Here is a 19718-nt window from a genome sequence, read left to right as displayed (position 1 = left end):
CTCCTTACCCAAACTATTCCTATTTATGAAACATACCTTTCTCTATAATCTTATGTACCGAGATTTGTCTCATATGTCTGCCCTTTAGAAGAAAAGCCCCTGCATGCAGCTGCAGGGACTCCTTTTTTGATTGTCCAGCCAGTTTTATTATTAAACTGGCAGTATTGTTAAGGCTAGCGACCGCCACAACGTCCGCCGCAGCGTCCCCCGCAACGTCCGCCACAGCGTCCCCCGTGAAAACAGTTAGAGCAGCGAAAACAATTAAAACAGTTAAAACAACTGAAGCAATTAAAGAAAAAGCAACTAAAGCCAAAGCCAAAACCTATACCACATAACCGAGCCTGATCGCTATAGTACTGGTTCTGATCCCAAGGAACTGCTTCGTTCGCATGGAAATCACCAACATTCAACATTTGAAGTTCTCTTTGAAAATCATTCATGTTCATACCTCCGTATTTATTAATAAGATGTGCCAGCAACATGAAAGGGGACAATCAAGAACATAAGAAGTCAACAGTAATTAAATTAATCATTACTTTGAATCTCTCCTCATCAAAATATGTTTTAGGTTGGGGTATTGTTACTGAATCAAACACCTATATTTATTGGGCTTTGATTAACCGTGCCTTTCATAAAAGGTACTGCAGAGTACATTTCAACAAGCTCGAGCCATTGCTTAAAATGCATCTAAATAGGAAAAAGAAGCGTTTGATGGACGCTTCTTTGAATTTGTGGAGGTGTACTTATTTGTTTGCACTTTCTTAATTATTAATAGTACCCTTTCCCAAAGGATGTACCGACAATAATTAAAAGAACGAAAAGCACTACGATCAATGCAAAATTAGAACGTTTACCATCTGACATAATGTATCACCTGCCTTAATTAATAATTAATACAGCGTATGTCCTAACGATTAGTATCGTAATGGACAAACATGGAAATAGGTAAAAATTGAATCATTTTTCCTATTTGCCCACCAGCAAAAATTTCGGGTGCTTCACCCAATACGTTAACGTTTCAATTATGCGGTCAGCTTCCAGGAATGGACCTTCCTGCCTTGGCTATACTAATTCAGTAATAGCATTTTCATTGGAGGGCAGAATCTTGGATCAAACATGGCTTTCTCTCTTACCATTTGTAATCGTCATAGCAATGTCTATCTGGCTTAAAAATATCCTGCCGGGACTTGTTGTTGGTATTTTAGTTGGCTCCATTATCGTTTCGGCAGATTTACTGGCAGGAACCGAGCAATCTGTTACTTACATGGTCAATACCTTGTCCGATGAAACCAACATCAAAATCATCGGGTTTTTATATTTATTTGGCGGCCTTGTCGGCATGATGAATATTGCTGGCGGCATTAAGGGTTTTTCCGAATGGGCCGGTACCCGGATTCATACGGAACGGGGGCTGCTGGGCTTTATTTGGATTACCCTCCCTTTTACCTTCATGATGCCGATGTTTAGGATCATGATGATTGGACCCATTATTAAATCCCTTATAAAAAAGATGAACCTGTCTAAGCAAAAGGTTGGCATGACACTGGATATCTCCACAGAGTCTGTCATTGTGCTGCTGCCGGTTGCGACAGCTTTTGTCGGCTTCATGGTTTCGCTGGTGGAAGGCGGCATTGGCGGACTGAACCTGGACATGTCGCCTTATGAAGTTTTTCTATTAAGTATTTTATTTAACTTTTATGCGATCATCATGCTGATCATAGGGATTGTGCAGACATTTTGGACTCCTAAAAGAACAAAGCAGCAAGACAAACAGTTACATAAGGACTTGGAAGAAGAAGAGCATGAATTCCATCGCATGGGGATTAAAAGAGAATTATCCCTCGTAAAAGCACAGCCCTGGCATTTGATTGTCCCTGTCTTTTTGCTGCTTGCTTTTTCTCTTTTTCTTTTATGGAAAGACGGCATGGCTCAGGGAGCGGAGACGATCTTTGAAGCCTTCTCCATGGCCGATGCAACCTTTGTGATGCTTCTGGCCGTTTTTATCACATTGGTATTAACGTTTGTTTTCTACGTTTTGAGAAAAGAGAAAATGAACGAAATTCTCTACCATTTTTATGATGGCGGCAATCAGATGATGGAAGCCATCAGCCTCCTCATTTTGATCTGGACATTAACATTGGCAGCAGAAGATCTGGGTTTTTCCGAATTTATCGGCAGCTCCCTTGGAAGCTTTCTGCCTGCATTTCTGACTCCAGCGGCGATTTTTGTACTTGGATCTGTTGTTGGTTATTTCATTGGCAGCTCATGGGGAACGTGGGGACTGTTCATGCCATTGGGTATTACTCTGGCCGTCTCAACCGGCGCCTCTATCCCGCTGACTGTTGGCGCAGTTTTTGCGAGTGGTACATTTGGGGCTTTAACCTCCCCGCTTGGCGATACGACCATAACGACAGCCTCCATCTTAGATATGGATTTAGTTGACTATGCACGCTATAAGTTAAAGATTTCCGCCATTGGCGGTGTAATAGCGGCTGGTTTATTTATTATAAGTGGATTTATCATTTCTTAAGAGGACTGGCTTATCCCAGTTCGCTTAACTTTCAGAAATGCGGCTTTAAAAGTGATATTTGCCTCTCTAATGCACATAGGGAATCCTTCGTGTGAATATACTGCAATGAATCCTATTGCAGAGGGGCGAGGAGATGACTTGGCAAAAGAAGCTTGAGTTAACGACCGAGCAAATGCACTACGTGATTAAATATGGTCTTAAAAAGTCACATTCGCCGAAGCATATTATCATTGCTGGTGCAGGTATGGCTGGACTGGTGGCCGGTTCTTTGTTAAAGGAATCCGGTCATAAAATCACAATCCTTGAAGCGAACGATCGAATTGGCGGCCGAGTATACACGATCCGATCCCCTTTTAGCAATGGCTTATACTTTAACGCAGGACCTATGCGTATTCCCCAGTCCCATACACTGACTTTGGAGTATATAAAAAAATTCAGACTCCCCATAAATGAATTCATTAACCGAAGTCCAATGGATGTTCTCTACGTAAATGGCATTAAAACACGTCTTCACATGTTCGAACGTAACCCAAGCATTTTAAAATTCCCCATTCAGCCAAATGAAAGAAGTAAATCGGCAGAAGAGCTGCTCCTTAGAGTCGTACAGCCTTTTATTGACTTCATTAATCAGGACCCGGTGAGAAATTGGGCCATTCTGGAAGAACAATATAAGAGATATTCGTTTGGTTATATATTAACCTCTTATTTTTCAGATGGTGCCATCGACATGATCGGTGTGCTTCTCGACTTGGAAGCCTTCATGGGAATGTCCTTTATTGAAGTGCTGCGTGAATTAATCATTTTCACCACACCTGGTTCTTACTATGAAATAACAGGCGGGATGGATCGTTTGCCAAAGGCATTTCTCCCCCAATTAAAAGAGCATATTCTTTTCCATCAAAAAATAATGGACATCGTTCAGGCCACAAATGGCGTTACGTTTCACTCTTCTCATCAGCAAACCGAGGAGCATTTCAGCGTGACAGGTGACCTGGCGATTGTAACAATCCCTTTTTCAGCTTTCCGATTTGTGAATGTCCAGCCATACCATTCTTTCTCCTATTCGAAACGAAGAGCCATTCGCGAGCTTAATTATATGGCCGCAACCAAAATTGCCATTGAATTCAAGAGTAGATTTTGGGAAAAAGACGGCCAGCTTGGCGGGAAAACCATTTCGGACCTGCCGATTCGATTTACCTTTCTTCCAAGCCAAGGCATTGGAACAACTGGCCCTGCGGTTATATTAGCCAGTTATACCTGGGCGGATGAAGCACTTACCTGGGATAGTCAGAGTGAGGAAGACCGCATATATTATGCGCTTAAAAACTTGGCAGAAATATACGGAAATCAAGTGTATGAACAATACGTTACGGGGACCTCCTACAGCTGGGGACAGAACCCTTATTCATGCGGCGGATTCACATTTTTTGAACCTGGACAGGAAACGGAATTGTACCCTGATATCGTTAAACCAGAAGGAAGAGTGCATTTTGCCGGTGAGCATACATCCCGGCTCCATGGCTGGATTCAAGGAGCAATCGAATCTGGAATCCGCGTCGCCTATGAAGTGAATGACTTACAAAGGTAGCTTGCCCAATGACCGTTCACTCGTGATAAAATACTAGATTGATCTCATCTAGTAAAGGGCTGAATAACAATTCAATAAAGGATAAATTATTCCTCTTTTGCTAAACTTCCCCGGTAGGTTATAGAAGGGCACTTGGAAGCTGCAATTTCAAGACCCGTTTCTTCTTTCACTTCTCTTAAATTTTATCCGCATATGGAACCATAAAAATATGGAAACTTAATCCTATTCAACTGTCCCTTTAGCTCAATATGAAGTGACAAGGTCAAATTGTTTTTTCGAACATACACTAATGTATCAATAAACAGGTGTGAAATTGTCCCTTGTTATCTTTTTCATTGTTGTACATTTAAGGTATCCTGAGGGGTGGAAATGATGGATTGGTTTGGCCCAAGCAATAAGTCTTTTGATTTTCAAATGTTTTCTGAAAGTCATTTTGTCATACTGGCTATCTTTCTATTTACTGCGCTAGTTATCTTCCTAAAACGAGGAACATTCAAAAATCAGAAATGGAGAAGAGCTGAAATAGCGGCAGCATTTTTTTTGATTTTGTTTGAGATCACCTATCACCTTTGGATGTTTGAGAATGGACTCTGGAAAGCAGGCCGATCCTTGCCTTTGGAATTGTGTAATATTGGGAATATTTTATGTATCATTTTATTATTTACCAGAAATAAATTAGCCTTTGAACTATTATTTTTTATTGCAATTTTGGGTGCCAGCCAAGCAATATTTTCTCCTGCATTAACATACGATTTTCCCCATTTTCGTTTTTTTCATTTTTTCCTTACACATATGATGCTTGTATGGATTACCTTATATTTTATGTGGGTGAGAGAATATCGCCCTACCTTCCGATCTGTAATAAAACTAATTGTCTTTCTTAATCTGCTCTTGCCCTTTATTCTGTTGGTTAATAAGCGGGCAAACGGAAACTATTGGTTTTTGCGCCACAAGCCAGATAGCCCAAGTTTGTATGATGTTCTCGGTCCTTATCCATGGTATATCTTTACCCTGGAAGGTTTATTAATTATTTTAAGCTTATTAGTATGGGTAATCTTTAAAAGATCTAAAAAAAGCCAAAGGGAAAGTTCGAATCCTATTGATCACGCTTGATTTGATATAATAGTGTCTGTTTAGCCTCTGTCACAGAGGAGAATTAGAAGGGTGTCCTAAGATTTGATGAAGATTCTTTTTTGCATACTCCTATTACATTACATCGTATTCAGCTGTTTTTCCTTTTTTAAAAAAACCGCCTGTTTGCAGCAGCTTTTCAACCCTTATGCCAGTTATTTCTGTAGCTCATCAATCTGCTAATTGAAAATCATATTGATTTTGCTTCATACATTTTATCATCGTATTCATAAGAGATCATAATGCTCCATATAAAGTACCTGAAGAAGGATCATATTAAAATAAGCACAGCAAAAAAATCTGTTTGCAGTGCTTTTTCCAAACCATTTTCGCATTAATGATCATTTACATTTCGAATTGTAGAGAATAGTATTTAAATCTTCCCACCTTCCTAAACGAGACTAACCCAGCATTTTCAAGAACCTTCATATGCTTTGAAAAAGCAGGTAAAGTCATATCAAAAGGTTTTGCCAACTTTTTAACTGTTTTCTCTCCCTTGGATAGCTCCTGTATGATTGCTCTTCTGGTTGGATCTGAATCAGACTCTTTTAATAATTGGTTATTAAAGGCTTTTTTAGTTCGATAATCTTTTTGCTAAGTAAGTAAAGGTATGAGGTTCACCACAAAGTCCTTCTATGCGATGTTTCCAGGAATAAAGCTGGTTTGGCTTGATAAATTTCACAAGAAGCTTATGAAAAACTTCAGAATTACCGTAAGGACTCTGAACCTTGAACTTATTGCGAATCATATCTCTTATTGCTAAAGCAAAGTTATAATCTTGGAAAAAAGCAGGATTTTCAACATAAAACATCATATTTGCTGGATGGGCCGTTTCACCCTCATACCCAAATACAAACTTATATAATTCATTCGCTATTTCTTGGAAATTACGTTCAGGATTTTTATATAGTTCATATTCTACCAAACTAAAATAATGATTTATTTTCACCATTTTTAAATCCATAATTTGATTGATTTCTTCGATTTGTACATACTCATCATCCTGAATATCAAAATTTTTTATAAGAAACTTTTTATCAGTGATTATTGTTTGAAAAAATTCTGCAATTCCTTCGGCTGCGATACTGGAATAAAATCGATATAGTTCTGGATATTGATATGAGCCAAAATGCCCGTCGATGGCATGTCCCATCTCATGAATTCCTGATAGAAACACAGAATAGGAGTCACGTTTACTAACAACAAGTTTAATTTCGTTTGGATTGATGTTAATACAAAATCCACCATAAGGAATTTCAAGACTCTCGATTGAAAGAGGGATTTCATCTATCCGTTTTCCTAGACTGCTTACTACATCTGCTAAAACTTCCTTCATACGATTTGAATGAAAGGAGTTATTTTCCAGATGATGGAAATTAAACATTGTAAAATATTGGTCATAATAATGGAGGGTTTCCCATCCGAATTTTTCTTTTATCCTATTTTCCCAATAGTTGGATAAGTTTGCTATTCTCTTTAGTAAAGTATTCATTTCATCAATATAAGAATCCATATCAATCTCTTTTAAGATGCATCGAAAGTAATAATAATTGGTATAACCTTGATTTCTAGCAAGCTCGTTCCGTTTTTTGACTAATGATCTAAATAAATCCTCATTCTCTTCACCAATCTTTTGAGCCCCAAAAAAAAGTTGCTTGCGAAGCTCACGGTCAGGATTTTCTAGTATATTGGAATGAACTGCACCCAAGTTATATTCTTTTCCATCCACCATAAAAGTGGTATTCATAAGGTTTGTTTGCAATCTTTGTTGTATTTTTGCAAGTTCCGGTTGGCTATCAAGTGCTTCTTGACTCATCCTCGATAAGAAAACATCTAGTCTTCTGTGCCAAATGGGATCATCTATTAACGAATCTTTCCAAGATGACAACGTCTTTATTAATTGCTGATCAGTCATCAACTCATGCTTTATTCTTTGAATTTCATTAATTCTTTCACTTTTATTCCCATGAGTATACATTCTATAATATAAACGCTCTTCCTCTTGATATAGGTTGTCGAGCTTCTGAATCTCTTCAATATATACTCTTTTCCAATCTTCCAAGTTGGTTATACTTTTTAATCGGTTAAAGTTCAGCATCTATTTATCACTCTTTCGAATTCTAGTTACTATTAATCCATACTACAGCGTTATATATTCTTGATTTACTTTACTAAATGAATGATTATTACTTAAACAAACCGCCAGAACTGTTCCTAAAATAGAACTCTTTTTATCTTCATCCATCCTTCTATCTCCTTTGCTCCTACTTCTATATTCATTATTCATTAAAAATTAAATGATTCCTGCTTCAACTAAACAGCTAGTTTAATACTAAAAGAAAAAGACCGCCGGGGATCACACTGGCAGTCTCTACTGGAGCATCTATTTCCTTAACTGTTGGGGCTGTTTTTGCAAGCGGAGCCTTTGGCGCGAACCCTCCTCTTTATATATACCAATGTATGCCCTTTTGAAGAGGCGGTTACCATCCCGTAAATGAGGCTTACCTGATTATCAGGAATAAATAGATCCTGAAGGAACTTCAACAGTCACTGTCAGTTACTCCATTAAAAAGGTGAATCCACTGCGGCTTTAAAACACCGGTGGAGTCACCGAAAAAAGGATGGCAGCCTTTTCATTAAATTTATTTTCCCATCTATGCTTCATATAAGCTGGTATTTTGACACTGTCACCAGTTTCTAAAATGTATTCTTCATCCTCTAAATACACCTTAATTTTCCCCTCTAATACAAAAGCAACTTCCTCTCCTTTGTGTTCCAAAGGTTTATCCGATGAAGATGTTTGAGGAGGGACATTCATAATAGCAGTCGCCAGTGTTCCCGCAAAATCAGGTGACAATAACTCATACGATAGGTTGTCAACCACCATTTTCTTTCGTTCATTGGTCCTGACAACCAAATCTTCGGTGTTGGTTTCTTCAAGCAAAAAACTAAAGGTGGGAACATCCAGGGCTTTCGCTAAAACCTTTAGCGTCTGAATTGAAGGGTTTGCCAGCCCCCGTTCAATTTGGCTTAACATGGAAGGGGTGATTTCAGCAATTTTCGCTAGTTCTCTGCTGCTTAAACCTTTTGCTTTTCTGTATCTCTCCACTTTTTTACCAATATCTATATTTTCCATTACCCTACTCCTTTAAATTAAAAATAACTTAATATAATTAAATTTAATTAAACAATTTATCATACACTTATGTTAAACTATATTTAATATTTTTTAATTTTATTTTATCAGATTACCTATTACATGTCAGACAGGAGTGAAGAAAATGAATGATTTCTTTACATTTTTAATCCTTTCATTATTTGTTGTCATGAGCCCAGGCATCGATACTGCCCTTATCACCAAAAGGACTATTTCAGATGGAAGAATCGATGGCTATAAAATGGCTTTTGGGATTACAACTGGCTCATTGGTGCATACATTTGCGGCTGCGTTTGGTCTTTCAGCTATTTTAATGCAGTCTGCTGCTGCTTTTGAAATCGTTAAATATGCTGGTGCCATTTATTTGATCTACCTAGGAGTATCCTCTTTCATCACAAGGAAAAAGAAGAAAGCGGCCAATGTTGATAATAATGAATATTCTGAAATAAAAAAGTCAGCCTTTAAGCAAGGCCTTTTCTCCAATGTGCTGAATCCCAAGGTTGCCATGTTCTTCTTAACCTTTTTGCCCCAATTTGTGAAAACAGGAGCGGACACAACTGGGCAGCTTATTATGATGGGTGTAATTTATACGCTATTATCCATCACCTGGTTTTTTCTTTACGTCTTTTTCATTAACTATTTGCGTGAATGGCTCATGTCTCCCAAGGTCCAGGCTGTAATGGATAAAGCAACAGGTCTTGTCTTAATCGGATTTGGATTAAAGTTGGCCTTAGGTAAACAGCATTAAGGAAAAAAACATTGGAATTGTAACCTAGCGAGTTCGGTTTCCGAGTACAAAAACGAAATTAGCAGTCCAATTAACAACTAAATTGGACTGCTAATTTTTGTTGAAATAGAAGGATAAAATAAAAATTAAGGTGAATTCGCACCCATTTTGACAGGCTGACAGAAGTTTTTATCATCGTGCAAATTTATATCCAGTTATTATGTGATGAAATACATAAAAAGGTTAATTGGGTATTTATGTTAAAATCAAACGAGAACTTATTCAACTATTGAGCAGGTTGATGGAATAAGGTTGCCTTATAGAGGATGTAATAAAAATAGGACTTACAAGGGGAAAAGTTATGAAACATAAGACATCAGAAGGATTATTTAGAATAGATTGCGAAGATATTTATCTTCAAGAGTTTTCAATTGAAGATGCAATTAATATATACAGAATATCAAATCAACCAGAAATATTTAATTTTTTGCCTGACTGGAAATCAACCAAAGAACAAAGGGTAAATTGGGTCACCAATTACGAAATACCAGCAAATAAAGCATTTCTTGATGCAGCTGCAAAAACAACCAACATAGAAGGTCATGTTTTAAAACTAGGAGTATTTATTAAGGAAACGAATGAATTCATTGGCTGGTGCTGTACGGGTATAAAAGAAGAGCTTCCTGCACCGAATAGAGAAATTATGTATGCCATTTCAAATGAATATCAATTGAAGGGTTACGCAACTAAAGCGTCTATGGGTTTGATTGACTATTTGTTTACAAATACAAATGTAGAAATCCTTAACGCAGTAGCTTTAATTAACAACGTCTCATCAAATAAAGTGATTAAAAAATGTGAATTTACCTATCGAGGTCAACAGACGATAGAAAATGAACGTTATAATCACTATATACTGATTAAGTCAGAGTGGAAGAAAAAACAGTAGTGTTTGTTGTTAAGCTATAGGGGGCTTATTTTCACTAAAGATTGGTATAACAAATGCTTGGAGTCGTATGCTCCAAGCATTTTTCTTTGCGAAACTAATTACCAAATTCGCTTGATTATTCTAATGCGAATTACTATTCGAAAAGCACTGTTATTTCGAATTTTGTACTTCAAAACCGAACCCGTTAATTGTAACCCAATGGTATTATGCCCTGATGGACTAGCCTAACCCGTCAGTAAAAAATTAAGCCGACCCCTGCAGCCCTTAGTTATAGAAATCATCTTAGTTACTTTATTACTCCCGCAAAGCTTCCCCTCAATACGTGTTTCTCATTCTGATTCGTGCCAACGAAAGATGCCATAATGCTTGTTCTATTATGATCTTGCTTTTCAAATTTCTCAATTGTTACTTCACAAACAATTGTATCTCCTGTAAAAACCGGTCTTAAAAACTCAAAATTCATCGTACGGGCCAATACGTTATGATCTCCGCCTACTTTAGTTGGCAGAGTTGCCGTTAATAGCCCTTGAACAACAAGCCTTCCCTGTTCATCCGGTTTTAGATGATGAACCCCTTCATCACCTGAGAATTCTGTGAATAATTCAACATCTCTGACAGTAAAACTCCGTTCAAACGTAATCATATCTCCTGCTTTTAATGACAAATAAATCCCCCCATGTGCTTGTTCTAACCCTAAAACACTCATTCCTCATCCAAACTGCACCGTTAACCAACCACAAATACCAATTGCCCTATGGGGAACAAGCTGTTAATCATTCCCCGTAATGACCTATTAAATATTAATAATTTTAATAGATGAGAAGATTTCAGCCTCAGCAGATTTGAAGTTCCATTCATGTGGATAGTAGCCCAATGGATTGCATATCATCTCAATCCCTTTATATTTTTCCCGGTAACGGGTATGAACGTGCCCAAAAATATATTTTTCAACACCATATTTCACAGCCAATTCCCCAAATCGTTCACTGCCCATCATCGCGTTGAAAAAGTCCCAGCTGGGATCGTTCTTGCATAATACATACTTTGAGAAAGGAACAACATGCGTTACCATGATGATTTTTCTTCCTCTGTATTCGCTTAACCAGTTTTCTAATTTTATAATATAACGTTCATTTACATCTGTATCATGCCCCATCCAGTGCGCATATGTTTTATCTGGCCATGTAAATGCATTGAATGTGCCATTATGAAATTGTTCTTTCGTAAATCCCTCGATTCCAAAAGTGTAATCATACCAGCCGCCATCGCCAATAATAACCCATTTATCGTCTAATTCAACTGGACCATTCCCAAGGTTTCCTTGGAACTCAAGAAGTATTTGGTAAGCCTCTTCCGAATCTTTATGATAGATATCATGGTTTCCATGCACAAATAATAACCTTGTTTGCGGAGATTCACTTTGCAGTTGATTTAATAGAGCAAGGCTTTTTTCAGGTCCAGCGGTCATATCGCCGCTAATAATAAACACATCCGGTGAATGGACAGTCATCCATTTTTGTAAGGCTGCCAATAGATCAGTCTCTGTTTTTTTGCGATTTAAACCTTCATGAATATCTGACAATACAGCAATTTTCATGCGATCCCACCTTTTCCTATATTTAGACGAATATGCTAATAACAATAGATTCTTATTATTGGTAAGTAATTTAGATCACAGGTACACTGTTTGTCTTAGAGTAGTTATTCCATCAAAAAAGAACATTTCCTTCTTTCAGTAGCCATTCGCAAGTGAAAAAAAGCTGCCGAAGCAGCCACCGTTTTTAACCTCTTGCACCTGGCAGGTGTAGTGGTTCTATTAAAATAAGCTAATTGGTTATCACAGAAAAATCGTAACCCCAGAGTAAATCAATAACAAACACATAATTAAACGAAATGACTTATCATATTTGGCATAAAGGTTTTTAAACAGCGAGCCAAACCCTGACCACAAAAGCAAGGCTAACCAGCCAAGAAAAATGGCTAAAGTTAAGTAGATGACAATGGATTTTATAGAATAATTGAACGGCAGAATAAATGCGCTCATCACGGTTAAAAAGAACAATATGCTTTTGACATTGATCATTTGAAAGATAAAACCGGATAAAAAGGAAGATTTCACATCCTTATAAGTCTCCCCGGAACTTTTTGGCAAACCCACCTGCCAGGCCAAATAGAGCAGATATACGGCACCGGCTACTTTAAAATATGGCTCTATTACCGGAATTAAATTATATAGACCCGTGGTAAATAAACCACTCATAATTCCAAGCACCGCAAATCCTGCCAGGATGCCAGCCATAAACTTCCACGACCCTAAAAAGCCAAACCTCCTGGCTTCATTCATCATTAAGATGTTACTTGGTCCCGGTGTGATAGATGTTATGATCACATACGAAAGAAACGCTATTAAACTCATAGACTCACCTTCATTTACTAATTTACTGTCGAACAGCCTTTATTGTATGATGATATTAACTATAAATAAAATTGAAATTAAAAAAATCATTATCATTTTTTTCGATACATCCTGCACATAAAGGAGAAACGACATGGAAATTAGACACCTTATAACGTTTCAGGCTATTGTAGAAATAGGATGTTATACAGGGGCCGCTTCGAAGCTGGGTTATACTCAATCTACTTTAACCTCTCATATACAGGCACTCGAACAGGAAATTGGCGGGGAGCTTTTTACTTATGTAAGTCGGAATTTACAGCTTACTCATTTGGGCAAAGAATTAATACCCTTGGCGGAGGATTTACTTTCTACCCATGAACAAATCCAGAACATGCGAAGCACACAGGAGGTTAAGGGGCTGCTAAAAGTGGCTGCACCAGAGTCTTTAACCATCTCCAGGCTAGGTCCAATAATAAAGGAATATTGCTTAAAATATCCTCACGTTAAATTAATCTTATCCAACGGTACATGCGGGCAAAACCAAATAGACTTAATAAGCGGACGGGCTGATGTTGCATTTATGGTCTACCCGGAAATAAAACCTGAAAAGTGCATTCATTATTCATTAGTTGAGGAAGAAATCGTCCTTGTGAGCGGGAACGACGGTCCTGACCATTTTGATGAATATAAAAACAAAAACTCTAGGCACTTTTTCATCACAAATGAAGAAGGCTGCAGTTATCGTTCAATGTTTGAAAGATTTCTTTTAAAGAATGGCATAAACCATCTTCAAACAATGGAGCTATGGAGTATCGGCGCCATTAAACAGATTGTCATGAGCGGACTTGGATTTGCTGCCCTGCCATATATGACAGTTAAAGAAGAAATAGAGATCGGCAAATTAAAAATTCTAACTCATTCTGAAAAATTCGAACCTATGTACTCCCATATGCTAATTAAACAGAAAAAGTGGCTCTCGCCTGCGGTAGAAGCTTTCGTGGAACTTGCTTTAGAATCGATTAATGAAACGGAAAAAGAAAAACCTGCACAAAATAAAGAAACAGAAGTTGCCTATTAAAGGTAATCAAAATCATAAAAAGAAAAGCCAAATTTCACAAAAGAGAAATTTGGCTTTTCCTTTTGTATGTGATCAATACCAAAAAATTTATTCAAACATACACTAATGTATCAATGAAAAGGAGTGGTATTGTCCTTTCCTGCCTTTTTTCAGTGCTGTACATATTAAGGAATCACGAAGGGGCTGTGTATAATGGATTGGTTTGGTCTAAGCAATAAAACATTTGATTTTCAAATGTTTTCTGGCAGTCATTTTGTTATACTGGCTATCTTTCTTTTAAATACGTTCGTTATTTTCCTAAAACGGGAAACATTCAATAATCAGAAATGGAGAAAAGCTGAAATAGCGTTAGCATTTTTCCTAATTTTATTTGAGATAACCTATCACCTGTGGATGTTTGAGAATGGACTCTGGAAAACAAGTCGTTCCTTGCCTTTGGAATTGTGTAATATAGGTCTTATTTTAAGTGTCATTTTATTATTTACCGGAAATAAATTAGTCTTTGAAATACTATTTTTTATTGCCATTTTGGGTGCCACCCAGGCTATCGTTACTCCTGCATTAACATACGGTTTTCCCCATTTTCGGTTTTTTCACTTTTTCCTTGCACATATGATGGTTGTATGGGTAGCCTTATATTTTACGTGGGTGAAAGGATACATGCCTTCTTTCAAATCTGTTATTAAACTAATTGTCTTTCTCAATCTGCTCTTGCCCTTTATCCTGTTCGTTAATAAGCAGGCAAATGGAAACTATTGGTTTTTGCGTCACAAACCTGATAGCCCAAGTTTATATGATATTCTCGGTCCTTATCCCTGGTATATCTTTTCCCTTGAAGGTCTGTTAATTATTTTGTGTTCAATCGTATGGCTAATCTTTCGAAAATCTAAAAAAAGGCAAAAGGAAAGTTCGAATATTAATTATAACGCCTGATTTTGATTATGAAAGACTCATGAATCTGCTAATAAAAATAATTTTAACAGAGCTAAATATAAAAAGAAAAAGCCGCCTGTATTGGCAGCTTACTCTGCACTATCTTATAAATTTTTCCTAAACGAGATTAGAATACCAATGATCACAGCTGTAAGATGGCTCAGTAAAAAAGTATAAACATTAAAAAATAGACTATTGGTATACTGATTAAACCAGCCAAAGCGATAAATTCTAGAGTCAGGTTCAGCGGGTGTTCCTCCCAAAGCAGATACAAGTTCATTTGTATAATTTACGATTGGGAATACCAATAATGCACAGCATAAGAGTGACACTGATAAAATAACCGCTGTTATTTTCCTATTCCTAGAGTTGTATGATTGTTCTTTTGCGAGCTTATAAGTAAAGAAATAACTCGAGATAAAGATAGGTGAGAACAACATGATAACCAAAATACCCAGATTGCCATTACCTGAAATGACATCAGGTTTAATCGTGAACATATTTTCTATAAGATAAAAACCAAGAAATGAAAATAGAAAACTCATGACCCAAAATATAGAGAGCTTCTTCAATAAACCACCCTTTTACTGTAAGTTAATGAAATTGTCTAAGTTTATCATATTACTCTTAGTCCTTCTCTTACAATAGGTGAACTTCAACAAGTTGAATTATGCTAAGGATCCGACTTTTTAAAAGAGGGTTCTTGACAGTTATAAAAATTGGCCGGCATCTACCCTGGTGGTTTTTCCCCTTAAACTACTATACTCATCTTAGGTGTCTTCATCACTTTGGTATTCTAAAATATCTCCCGGCTGACATTCTAATGCTTTGCAAATTCCCTCTAAAGTTGAAAGCCTAATGGCTTTTGCCTTTCCGTTTTTCAATATAGAGAGGTTAGCCATTGTGATTCCAACCCTCTCCGAAAGTTCTGTTACGCTCATTTTCCTCTTAGCCAGCATCACATCAATATTGATAATAATTGCCATTGTTTTCACCTCAAACCGTTAAGTCATTTTCTGATTTTATATCAATCGCTTCTTTTAACAGTTTTTGAAGAACAGCAGCAAAAACAGCGATAACCATCGAAGCAAAAGGAACAACCAATCCGACAAAGATGACACCTGGGGCATCGTCTTTCTCCGCAAAGAGATAGAAGAGCGGCAGTACTAGCACATGCAAACTGCTGATTGTAATTGCACAGTATTTGATCTTCTTTAAAGATTTTACAGATAATTCGGAGAAGGCTTTGTTTTTGTCAATATAGCGTAAAAGTTTAAAAGCCTGATACAAAGCAAAGTAAAAAGGGATCGCTGACGCATAAAAAATGATGGAAGCGAGATATTTTATAAAAGCAAATCCCGGAAGCAATTGTGCTGAAACATCCCCTATCTCAGGCACCAAAAATATACACAAAGCAAGAATCGGAATTCCTATAAGAATAACAGCTATCTTTAAAAAGAGTGTAGTTCCTTGTTTCATAAAAAGCACCTCACCTATTTATTATACATTGATTTTAATATATGTTTTATCGTTTTTCAATAAATAATTACTGATTATAATTAATTTTTTATTGATATGTAAATATCCCTTTGATATTTAGACAAGATAAAAAGCATTACCTTAATAACCTTTGTTCAAGAAAATGGCCCGATTTTGGAAAGATAATCGGACCGCACTCTAAAGCTATTTATGCTGTTAGTAAAATTAGAAAACTGCATGCTACACCGATCATTCTGGCAGCCCGAGTTACCTTTTATTAATGCTTTTAAGATTTGAAAGAATTGTAGATTTCAAATTCAGGTTGTTTCCTGCCCTACACCTTATACTGCCTTGTCATTTCAGACAATGAGTTAGCTAGTAAATTTAACTTGATTCCTATCTCGTTGGTATTTTCTATTTGTTTCGATTGAATAACACTCGAAGCAAGCATTTCTTCCACACTGGCCAATGTTTCTTGGGAAACGGAAGAAAATTGATCTGCACCTTGTTCCAGATGTGGCAGCAATTGCTCCAGGTTTTCCAGCTCAGACTGCATGGATAGGAGCTTACTGCTAACAACTGAAATCTCATTCATTAGCTCATCAAAAGAATTTTTCGACTCACTTGCTATGACTAGATTGCCCTTTATTTTCATATGGATTTGATTAAACTCTTCCGAAGCCTCTACCGTGATACTCTCCATATTTTTAATCGCATAAGTTATTTCCTCTGCAGCTGTTGCTGACTGCTCAGCCAGATTCCGGACTTCACCGGCAACAACAAATCCTTTGCCGGCTTCCCTCGCACGAGCAGCCTCAATGGAAGTATTTAAAAAGAGTTAATTTTTTCTAACTTAAAAGGCCTTTATCTAATATGATAGAGAACAAAACTGGTATAAATTTATAGGAGTCGCTATCCGTATTTGTTTCATAAAGCTCAATCTTTGGTATTAGAAATTACGTGTTGCCAACACAGCCTGCAGCGGATATCAACAGGCAAATTTAACAAATTTCCCCCTAAAAAAACTGGATACTGAAGTGAAATAAATTCGTGGAATGCAGCAAATATTATAAGGGGCGTCGGAAAACGTCATAACCTACGAGTGTAAAAAGCTATCCTCTTCTAAGGATAGCTTTTTGCATGGCATTTTACCAAGTGAAGAGAACCCTTTCCCTACCTTATCAAAGAATGATTTTGTTCAATTATCGTTTAAAATTTCTACATGATTCTTTTGGGACCCTCATATAACTATAGGGTTATGAAAAGATCAGGCACATAAGCACCTGATCCTAAGTAAAGTTTGTACAGTTTTCCTATGCAGTCCTCAATTTTCTCTTAATTCTCGTTGCGAATACTTCCAGAAGAATGGCCACAGCCAGGATAAAGTACGTAATCGCTCCGATCTCCCTCATATCAAGATAGAAGCTGCTAGCCATAAACATGTCATACCCGATTCCCCCTGCTCCTGCTGCAGCACCCATGGCGACTGCTACCGCGAAATTGATCTCAAAGCGAAGAAATGTCCAGGAGATCATGTAAGTAATGGAGGACGGAATAACAGCCTGAAAGACAATTTGCCACCAGTTTGCTCCGCTTGCCTGCAGCGCTTCGATGACTCCCCTATCCAGTTCTTCAAATGACTCAGAATAAGCCTTAATCAGGTAGCCGATGGAGTGAAAGGTCATGCCTATTACAGCTGCAGTACTTCCAAGTCCGGCAGCAACCGCGAAAATTAACACCCAAAGGACCGTTGGCACCGCTCTAATAAAAGCAACCATTCCCTTTATCATCATCGAAATCCGTTTCGAAGAAAGGTTTTCCGCTGCCAGCAGGCCAAAAAGGACTGCGATAATCGCTCCAAACAAAGTGGTCAAGAAGGCCAGACCCAGTGTAACAAAGACTTGATAAAGGGCATGGGCAAAGGAAAAATGTTCGATATGCGGCTCTAGGAATATGACTTTCAGATTGGCAAAGGTCGCCAGGAGTGCTTTTGTTAAATCCAGTTCCTTATAATCAAAGCTGTAAAAAGCATACACCGTAAGCACAGCCAGGACCAACAGAGTCAGCCTTGTTACAATGGCTGCTTTATTGACAGGCTTAATTTTTATCCTTTCCCCAAGTAACTGTTCAGCTGGCGATGATACATTATTAAGCTGTCCTTTCACCTCCATTACAGAATCACCCTCCTTACATAATTGGATACATACTCAATGCATAATATGGCGGCGATGATCACAGCCACAACCAAACTCGCGATATCATAATTCAGGCTTTTATAGTACAAGTTGAACGTAAAGCCAATTCCGGAACCGGTCAGCAAACCAATTAAGGTCGCGCTGCGGATATTCGTCTCAATCATGAATAGGATCCAGCTGATTAATTGCGGAATGCTGGAAGGAATCACCGATTGAAAGATGATGGAGAAGTAGCTAGCCCCAGTGGCTTTTAATGCCTCTACAGCTCCTCCGCTTACCTCGTCAATCGTTTCCGTAAAGGCTCTTGTCAAAAATCCGAACGATCCAAAGAATAAGGCAAAATACCCTGTTAAAGAGCTTTGTCCAAAGGAAAATAGCAAAATCAGCGCCCATGCTGCAACATCAATATTCCGGAATACGGCTGCAATCGCTCTTGTGATGGCGCCAAAAAAGGCATTGACCCTTGTAGTATTGGAACCGAGAATGGCAAACAAAATGGAGAAAATAGCAGCTGCCGTTGTTGCTGCGATGGAAACGAGGAGTGTTTCCTTCAGCTTTTCCAGAATCACCGGAAGCTTCTCCAGTGATTCCCCGGTCGGGTAAAAGTTGGCAAGGCCCCATTGTACAGCTTTGGGTACTGAGGTGAAACCTTTTACAGCATTGTATTCCGTAATGATGATCGCTAGGAACGTGACAGCTCCCAGCATGGCAAGGTAGGCAAGTGTATTTCGTTTCTTTCTTGCTAAAAGGTCAGACTGCATGGATGCCTCCAATGTCAAAGATTAAATCATCTGCTTCCGAACCATATATGCGCTGAATGTCTTCAGAAGTCATGTTTTCTGCAGGTCCATTATAGACGACCTGCCCCTTATTAATGCCGATGATTCGATCCGAATACTTGATTGCCACATCAACCTGATGAAGATTCACGATAACCGTAATCCCCATGCTTGTTGAAACCTTCTTTAAATGATCCATAATGACCTTGGCTGAATTGGGATCCAGGGATGCAATAGGTTCATCGCATAAAAGCATCCGCGGATTTTGGATCAGGGCGCGGGCGATGCCTACCCGCTGCTTTTGCCCCCCGCTTAATTGGTCTGCACGCTTATAGATCATTTCATTCAAACCTAGCACAGTGAGAATCTTGACAGCCTGCTGCTTTTCCTCCTGGCTGTATAGCCCAAGAACGCCAGCTATTGTTGACTTTGTTCCCAATTTGCCATGAAGCGTATTTTCAATGACAGATAATCGATTTACTAAATTATAATGCTGAAAGATCATCCCGATTTTGGTACGGACCTGCTTTAATTCTTTTTTCTTCAAGTCCATTACATGCAAATCCTGAAAAAGAATCTCACCGCTGCTTGCATCGATCATTCGGTTAATGCAGCGGAGAAGTGTGGATTTCCCTGCTCCTGATGGCCCGATTATCGAGACAAACTCTCCTTCCCGGACAGAAAAATTCACATCTGATAATGCTCTTGAATCCTTGCCGAATTGTTTTGTAAGGTGATTGACTTCCAATAGTGCAGCCATGTGTTAACCCCTCC

General features: G+C 38.0%; 19 protein-coding genes and 2 pseudogenes. 7 read left to right on the top strand and 14 right to left on the bottom strand.

Features of this window, described 5'->3' with window-relative positions; all coding sequences use genetic code 11:
• Positions 1-173: 173 nt before the first annotated feature.
• Together AC3ZVC_RS15245 and AC3ZVC_RS15240 are read right to left on the bottom strand one after the other, a co-directional pair.
• Positions 174-413, bottom strand: coding sequence for a heterocycloanthracin/sonorensin family bacteriocin (locus AC3ZVC_RS15245; protein ID WP_490068938.1), 240 nt, complete (start codon positions 411-413; stop codon positions 174-176).
• A gap of 355 nt (positions 414-768) precedes the next feature.
• Positions 769-864, bottom strand: coding sequence for a YjcZ family sporulation protein (locus tag AC3ZVC_RS15240; RefSeq protein WP_214722638.1), 96 nt, complete (start codon positions 862-864; stop codon positions 769-771).
• A 241-nt stretch (positions 865-1105) separates the two neighbouring features.
• Here AC3ZVC_RS15240 and AC3ZVC_RS15235 point away from each other — a divergent pair, with 241 nt between their 5' ends.
• From AC3ZVC_RS15235 to AC3ZVC_RS15225, 3 genes are all read left to right on the top strand, one after another.
• Positions 1106-2530 (top strand): Na+/H+ antiporter NhaC family protein, encoded by a 1425-nt coding sequence (locus AC3ZVC_RS15235; RefSeq protein ID WP_490064068.1) that lies wholly within the window; start codon positions 1106-1108, stop codon positions 2528-2530.
• Positions 2531-2663: 133 nt separating this feature from the next.
• Positions 2664-4118 carry a flavin monoamine oxidase family protein gene (locus AC3ZVC_RS15230; protein ID WP_490064067.1) on the top strand — a complete coding sequence of 485 codons (1455 nt, stop codon included), beginning with the start codon at positions 2664-2666 and terminating at the stop codon, positions 4116-4118.
• Between the two features lie 369 nt (positions 4119-4487).
• Positions 4488-5231, top strand: coding sequence for a YwaF family protein (locus AC3ZVC_RS15225; RefSeq protein ID WP_490064066.1), 744 nt, complete (start codon positions 4488-4490; stop codon positions 5229-5231).
• 363 nt (positions 5232-5594) lie between these two features.
• On the opposite strand, the pseudogene AC3ZVC_RS15220 reads toward AC3ZVC_RS15225, so the two are convergent.
• From AC3ZVC_RS15220 to AC3ZVC_RS15210, 3 genes and pseudogenes are all read right to left on the bottom strand, one after another.
• Positions 5595-5774 (bottom strand): annotated as a pseudogene (locus AC3ZVC_RS15220) (ArsR/SmtB family transcription factor); the annotation flags it as partial.
• A 49-nt stretch (positions 5775-5823) separates the two neighbouring features.
• Complete coding sequence (locus AC3ZVC_RS15215; protein ID WP_490064065.1) at positions 5824-7347, bottom strand: hypothetical protein; 1524 nt, start codon at positions 7345-7347, stop codon at positions 5824-5826.
• Between the two features lie 492 nt (positions 7348-7839).
• Positions 7840-8385 carry a helix-turn-helix domain-containing protein gene (locus AC3ZVC_RS15210; RefSeq protein WP_490064064.1) on the bottom strand — a complete coding sequence of 182 codons (546 nt, stop codon included), beginning with the start codon at positions 8383-8385 and terminating at the stop codon, positions 7840-7842.
• 145 nt (positions 8386-8530) lie between these two features.
• On the opposite strand from AC3ZVC_RS15210, the gene AC3ZVC_RS15205 reads away from it, so the two are divergent.
• Together AC3ZVC_RS15205 and AC3ZVC_RS15200 are read left to right on the top strand one after the other, a co-directional pair.
• Positions 8531-9154, top strand: coding sequence for a LysE family translocator (locus tag AC3ZVC_RS15205; RefSeq protein ID WP_490064063.1), 624 nt, complete (start codon positions 8531-8533; stop codon positions 9152-9154).
• 340 nt (positions 9155-9494) lie between these two features.
• Entirely contained in the window at positions 9495-10082 is a 588-nt protein-coding gene (locus AC3ZVC_RS15200; protein ID WP_490064062.1) for a GNAT family N-acetyltransferase, read from the top strand.
• Positions 10083-10368: 286 nt separating this feature from the next.
• On the opposite strand, the gene AC3ZVC_RS15195 is transcribed toward AC3ZVC_RS15200, so the two are convergent.
• The 3 genes from AC3ZVC_RS15195 to AC3ZVC_RS15185 form a co-directional block, all read right to left on the bottom strand.
• Positions 10369-10725, bottom strand: coding sequence for a hotdog domain-containing protein (locus tag AC3ZVC_RS15195; RefSeq protein ID WP_490068937.1), 357 nt, complete (start codon positions 10723-10725; stop codon positions 10369-10371).
• A 150-nt stretch (positions 10726-10875) separates the two neighbouring features.
• Positions 10876-11679 (bottom strand): metallophosphoesterase, encoded by an 804-nt coding sequence (locus AC3ZVC_RS15190; RefSeq protein ID WP_490064061.1) that lies wholly within the window; start codon positions 11677-11679, stop codon positions 10876-10878.
• Positions 11680-11919: 240 nt separating this feature from the next.
• The gene (locus AC3ZVC_RS15185; RefSeq protein ID WP_490064060.1) at positions 11920-12498 is read right to left on the bottom strand and encodes a LysE family transporter; all 579 of its coding nucleotides are present in this window, start codon (positions 12496-12498) and stop codon (positions 11920-11922) included.
• A gap of 133 nt (positions 12499-12631) precedes the next feature.
• Here AC3ZVC_RS15185 and AC3ZVC_RS15180 point away from each other — a divergent pair, with 133 nt between their 5' ends.
• Both AC3ZVC_RS15180 and AC3ZVC_RS15175 read left to right on the top strand, forming a co-directional pair.
• Positions 12632-13558, top strand: a complete 927-nt coding sequence (locus tag AC3ZVC_RS15180) for a LysR family transcriptional regulator (protein ID WP_490064059.1) — start codon at positions 12632-12634, stop codon at positions 13556-13558.
• Between the two features lie 192 nt (positions 13559-13750).
• Positions 13751-14491, top strand: a complete 741-nt coding sequence (locus AC3ZVC_RS15175) for a YwaF family protein (protein ID WP_490064058.1) — start codon at positions 13751-13753, stop codon at positions 14489-14491.
• 770 nt (positions 14492-15261) lie between these two features.
• On the opposite strand, the gene AC3ZVC_RS15170 is transcribed toward AC3ZVC_RS15175, so the two are convergent.
• The 6 genes and pseudogenes from AC3ZVC_RS15170 to phnC form a co-directional block, all read right to left on the bottom strand.
• Positions 15262-15477: a helix-turn-helix domain-containing protein gene (locus tag AC3ZVC_RS15170; RefSeq protein WP_490064057.1), complete on the bottom strand. Its 216-nt coding sequence runs from the start codon at positions 15475-15477 to the stop codon at positions 15262-15264.
• Positions 15478-15487: 10 nt separating this feature from the next.
• On the bottom strand, positions 15488-15970 hold the full coding sequence (locus tag AC3ZVC_RS15165; protein WP_490064056.1) for a DUF2975 domain-containing protein: 483 nt from the start codon (positions 15968-15970) through the stop codon (positions 15488-15490).
• 334 nt (positions 15971-16304) lie between these two features.
• A pseudogene (locus tag AC3ZVC_RS15160) lies at positions 16305-16796 on the bottom strand (methyl-accepting chemotaxis protein); the annotation flags it as partial.
• Positions 16797-17283: 487 nt separating this feature from the next.
• On the bottom strand, positions 17284-18141 hold the full coding sequence (locus AC3ZVC_RS15155) for a PhnE/PtxC family ABC transporter permease (RefSeq protein WP_490064055.1): 858 nt from the start codon (positions 18139-18141) through the stop codon (positions 17284-17286).
• Positions 18141-18926, bottom strand: coding sequence for a PhnE/PtxC family ABC transporter permease (locus tag AC3ZVC_RS15150; RefSeq protein ID WP_490064054.1), 786 nt, complete (start codon positions 18924-18926; stop codon positions 18141-18143). The genes AC3ZVC_RS15155 and AC3ZVC_RS15150 overlap by 1 nt, the downstream gene beginning before the upstream one ends.
• Positions 18916-19704 carry a phosphonate ABC transporter ATP-binding protein gene (gene phnC / locus AC3ZVC_RS15145; RefSeq protein WP_490064053.1) on the bottom strand — a complete coding sequence of 263 codons (789 nt, stop codon included), beginning with the start codon at positions 19702-19704 and terminating at the stop codon, positions 18916-18918. The genes AC3ZVC_RS15150 and phnC overlap by 11 nt, the downstream gene beginning before the upstream one ends.
• Positions 19705-19718: the final 14 nt, after the last annotated feature.

The sequence above is a fragment of the Cytobacillus sp. C11.1 genome (assembly GCF_058145115.1).
Note: the sequence above shows the minus strand (reverse complement) of the source record. Positions and strands in the feature narration are given on the sequence as shown.

What these genes read in the sequence shown, in the direction of transcription:
- AC3ZVC_RS15185 (WP_490064060.1), bottom strand. Translation starts at nt 12,498, where the DNA reads ATGAGTTTAATAGCGTTTCTTTCGTATGTGATCATAACATCTATCACA.
- AC3ZVC_RS15245 (WP_490068938.1), bottom strand. Translation starts at nt 413, where the DNA reads ATGTTGAATGTTGGTGATTTCCATGCGAACGAAGCAGTTCCTTGGGAT.
- AC3ZVC_RS15190 (WP_490064061.1), bottom strand. Translation starts at nt 11,679, where the DNA reads ATGAAAATTGCTGTATTGTCAGATATTCATGAAGGTTTAAATCGCAAA.
- AC3ZVC_RS15240 (WP_214722638.1), bottom strand. Translation starts at nt 864, where the DNA reads ATGTCAGATGGTAAACGTTCTAATTTTGCATTGATCGTAGTGCTTTTC.
- AC3ZVC_RS15155 (WP_490064055.1), bottom strand. Translation starts at nt 18,141, where the DNA reads ATGGAGGTGAAAGGACAGCTTAATAATGTATCATCGCCAGCTGAACAG.
- AC3ZVC_RS15210 (WP_490064064.1), bottom strand. Translation starts at nt 8,385, where the DNA reads ATGGAAAATATAGATATTGGTAAAAAAGTGGAGAGATACAGAAAAGCA.
- AC3ZVC_RS15200 (WP_490064062.1), top strand. Translation starts at nt 9,495, where the DNA reads ATGAAACATAAGACATCAGAAGGATTATTTAGAATAGATTGCGAAGAT.
- AC3ZVC_RS15195 (WP_490068937.1), bottom strand. Translation starts at nt 10,725, where the DNA reads ATGATTACGTTTGAACGGAGTTTTACTGTCAGAGATGTTGAATTATTC.
- AC3ZVC_RS15225 (WP_490064066.1), top strand. Translation starts at nt 4,488, where the DNA reads ATGATGGATTGGTTTGGCCCAAGCAATAAGTCTTTTGATTTTCAAATG.
- AC3ZVC_RS15165 (WP_490064056.1), bottom strand. Translation starts at nt 15,970, where the DNA reads ATGAAACAAGGAACTACACTCTTTTTAAAGATAGCTGTTATTCTTATA.
- AC3ZVC_RS15150 (WP_490064054.1), bottom strand. Translation starts at nt 18,926, where the DNA reads ATGCAGTCTGACCTTTTAGCAAGAAAGAAACGAAATACACTTGCCTAC.
- AC3ZVC_RS15170 (WP_490064057.1), bottom strand. Translation starts at nt 15,477, where the DNA reads ATGGCAATTATTATCAATATTGATGTGATGCTGGCTAAGAGGAAAATG.
- AC3ZVC_RS15215 (WP_490064065.1), bottom strand. Translation starts at nt 7,347, where the DNA reads ATGCTGAACTTTAACCGATTAAAAAGTATAACCAACTTGGAAGATTGG.
- phnC (WP_490064053.1), bottom strand. Translation starts at nt 19,704, where the DNA reads ATGGCTGCACTATTGGAAGTCAATCACCTTACAAAACAATTCGGCAAG.
- AC3ZVC_RS15175 (WP_490064058.1), top strand. Translation starts at nt 13,751, where the DNA reads ATGGATTGGTTTGGTCTAAGCAATAAAACATTTGATTTTCAAATGTTT.
- AC3ZVC_RS15230 (WP_490064067.1), top strand. Translation starts at nt 2,664, where the DNA reads ATGACTTGGCAAAAGAAGCTTGAGTTAACGACCGAGCAAATGCACTAC.
- AC3ZVC_RS15180 (WP_490064059.1), top strand. Translation starts at nt 12,632, where the DNA reads ATGGAAATTAGACACCTTATAACGTTTCAGGCTATTGTAGAAATAGGA.
- AC3ZVC_RS15205 (WP_490064063.1), top strand. Translation starts at nt 8,531, where the DNA reads ATGAATGATTTCTTTACATTTTTAATCCTTTCATTATTTGTTGTCATG.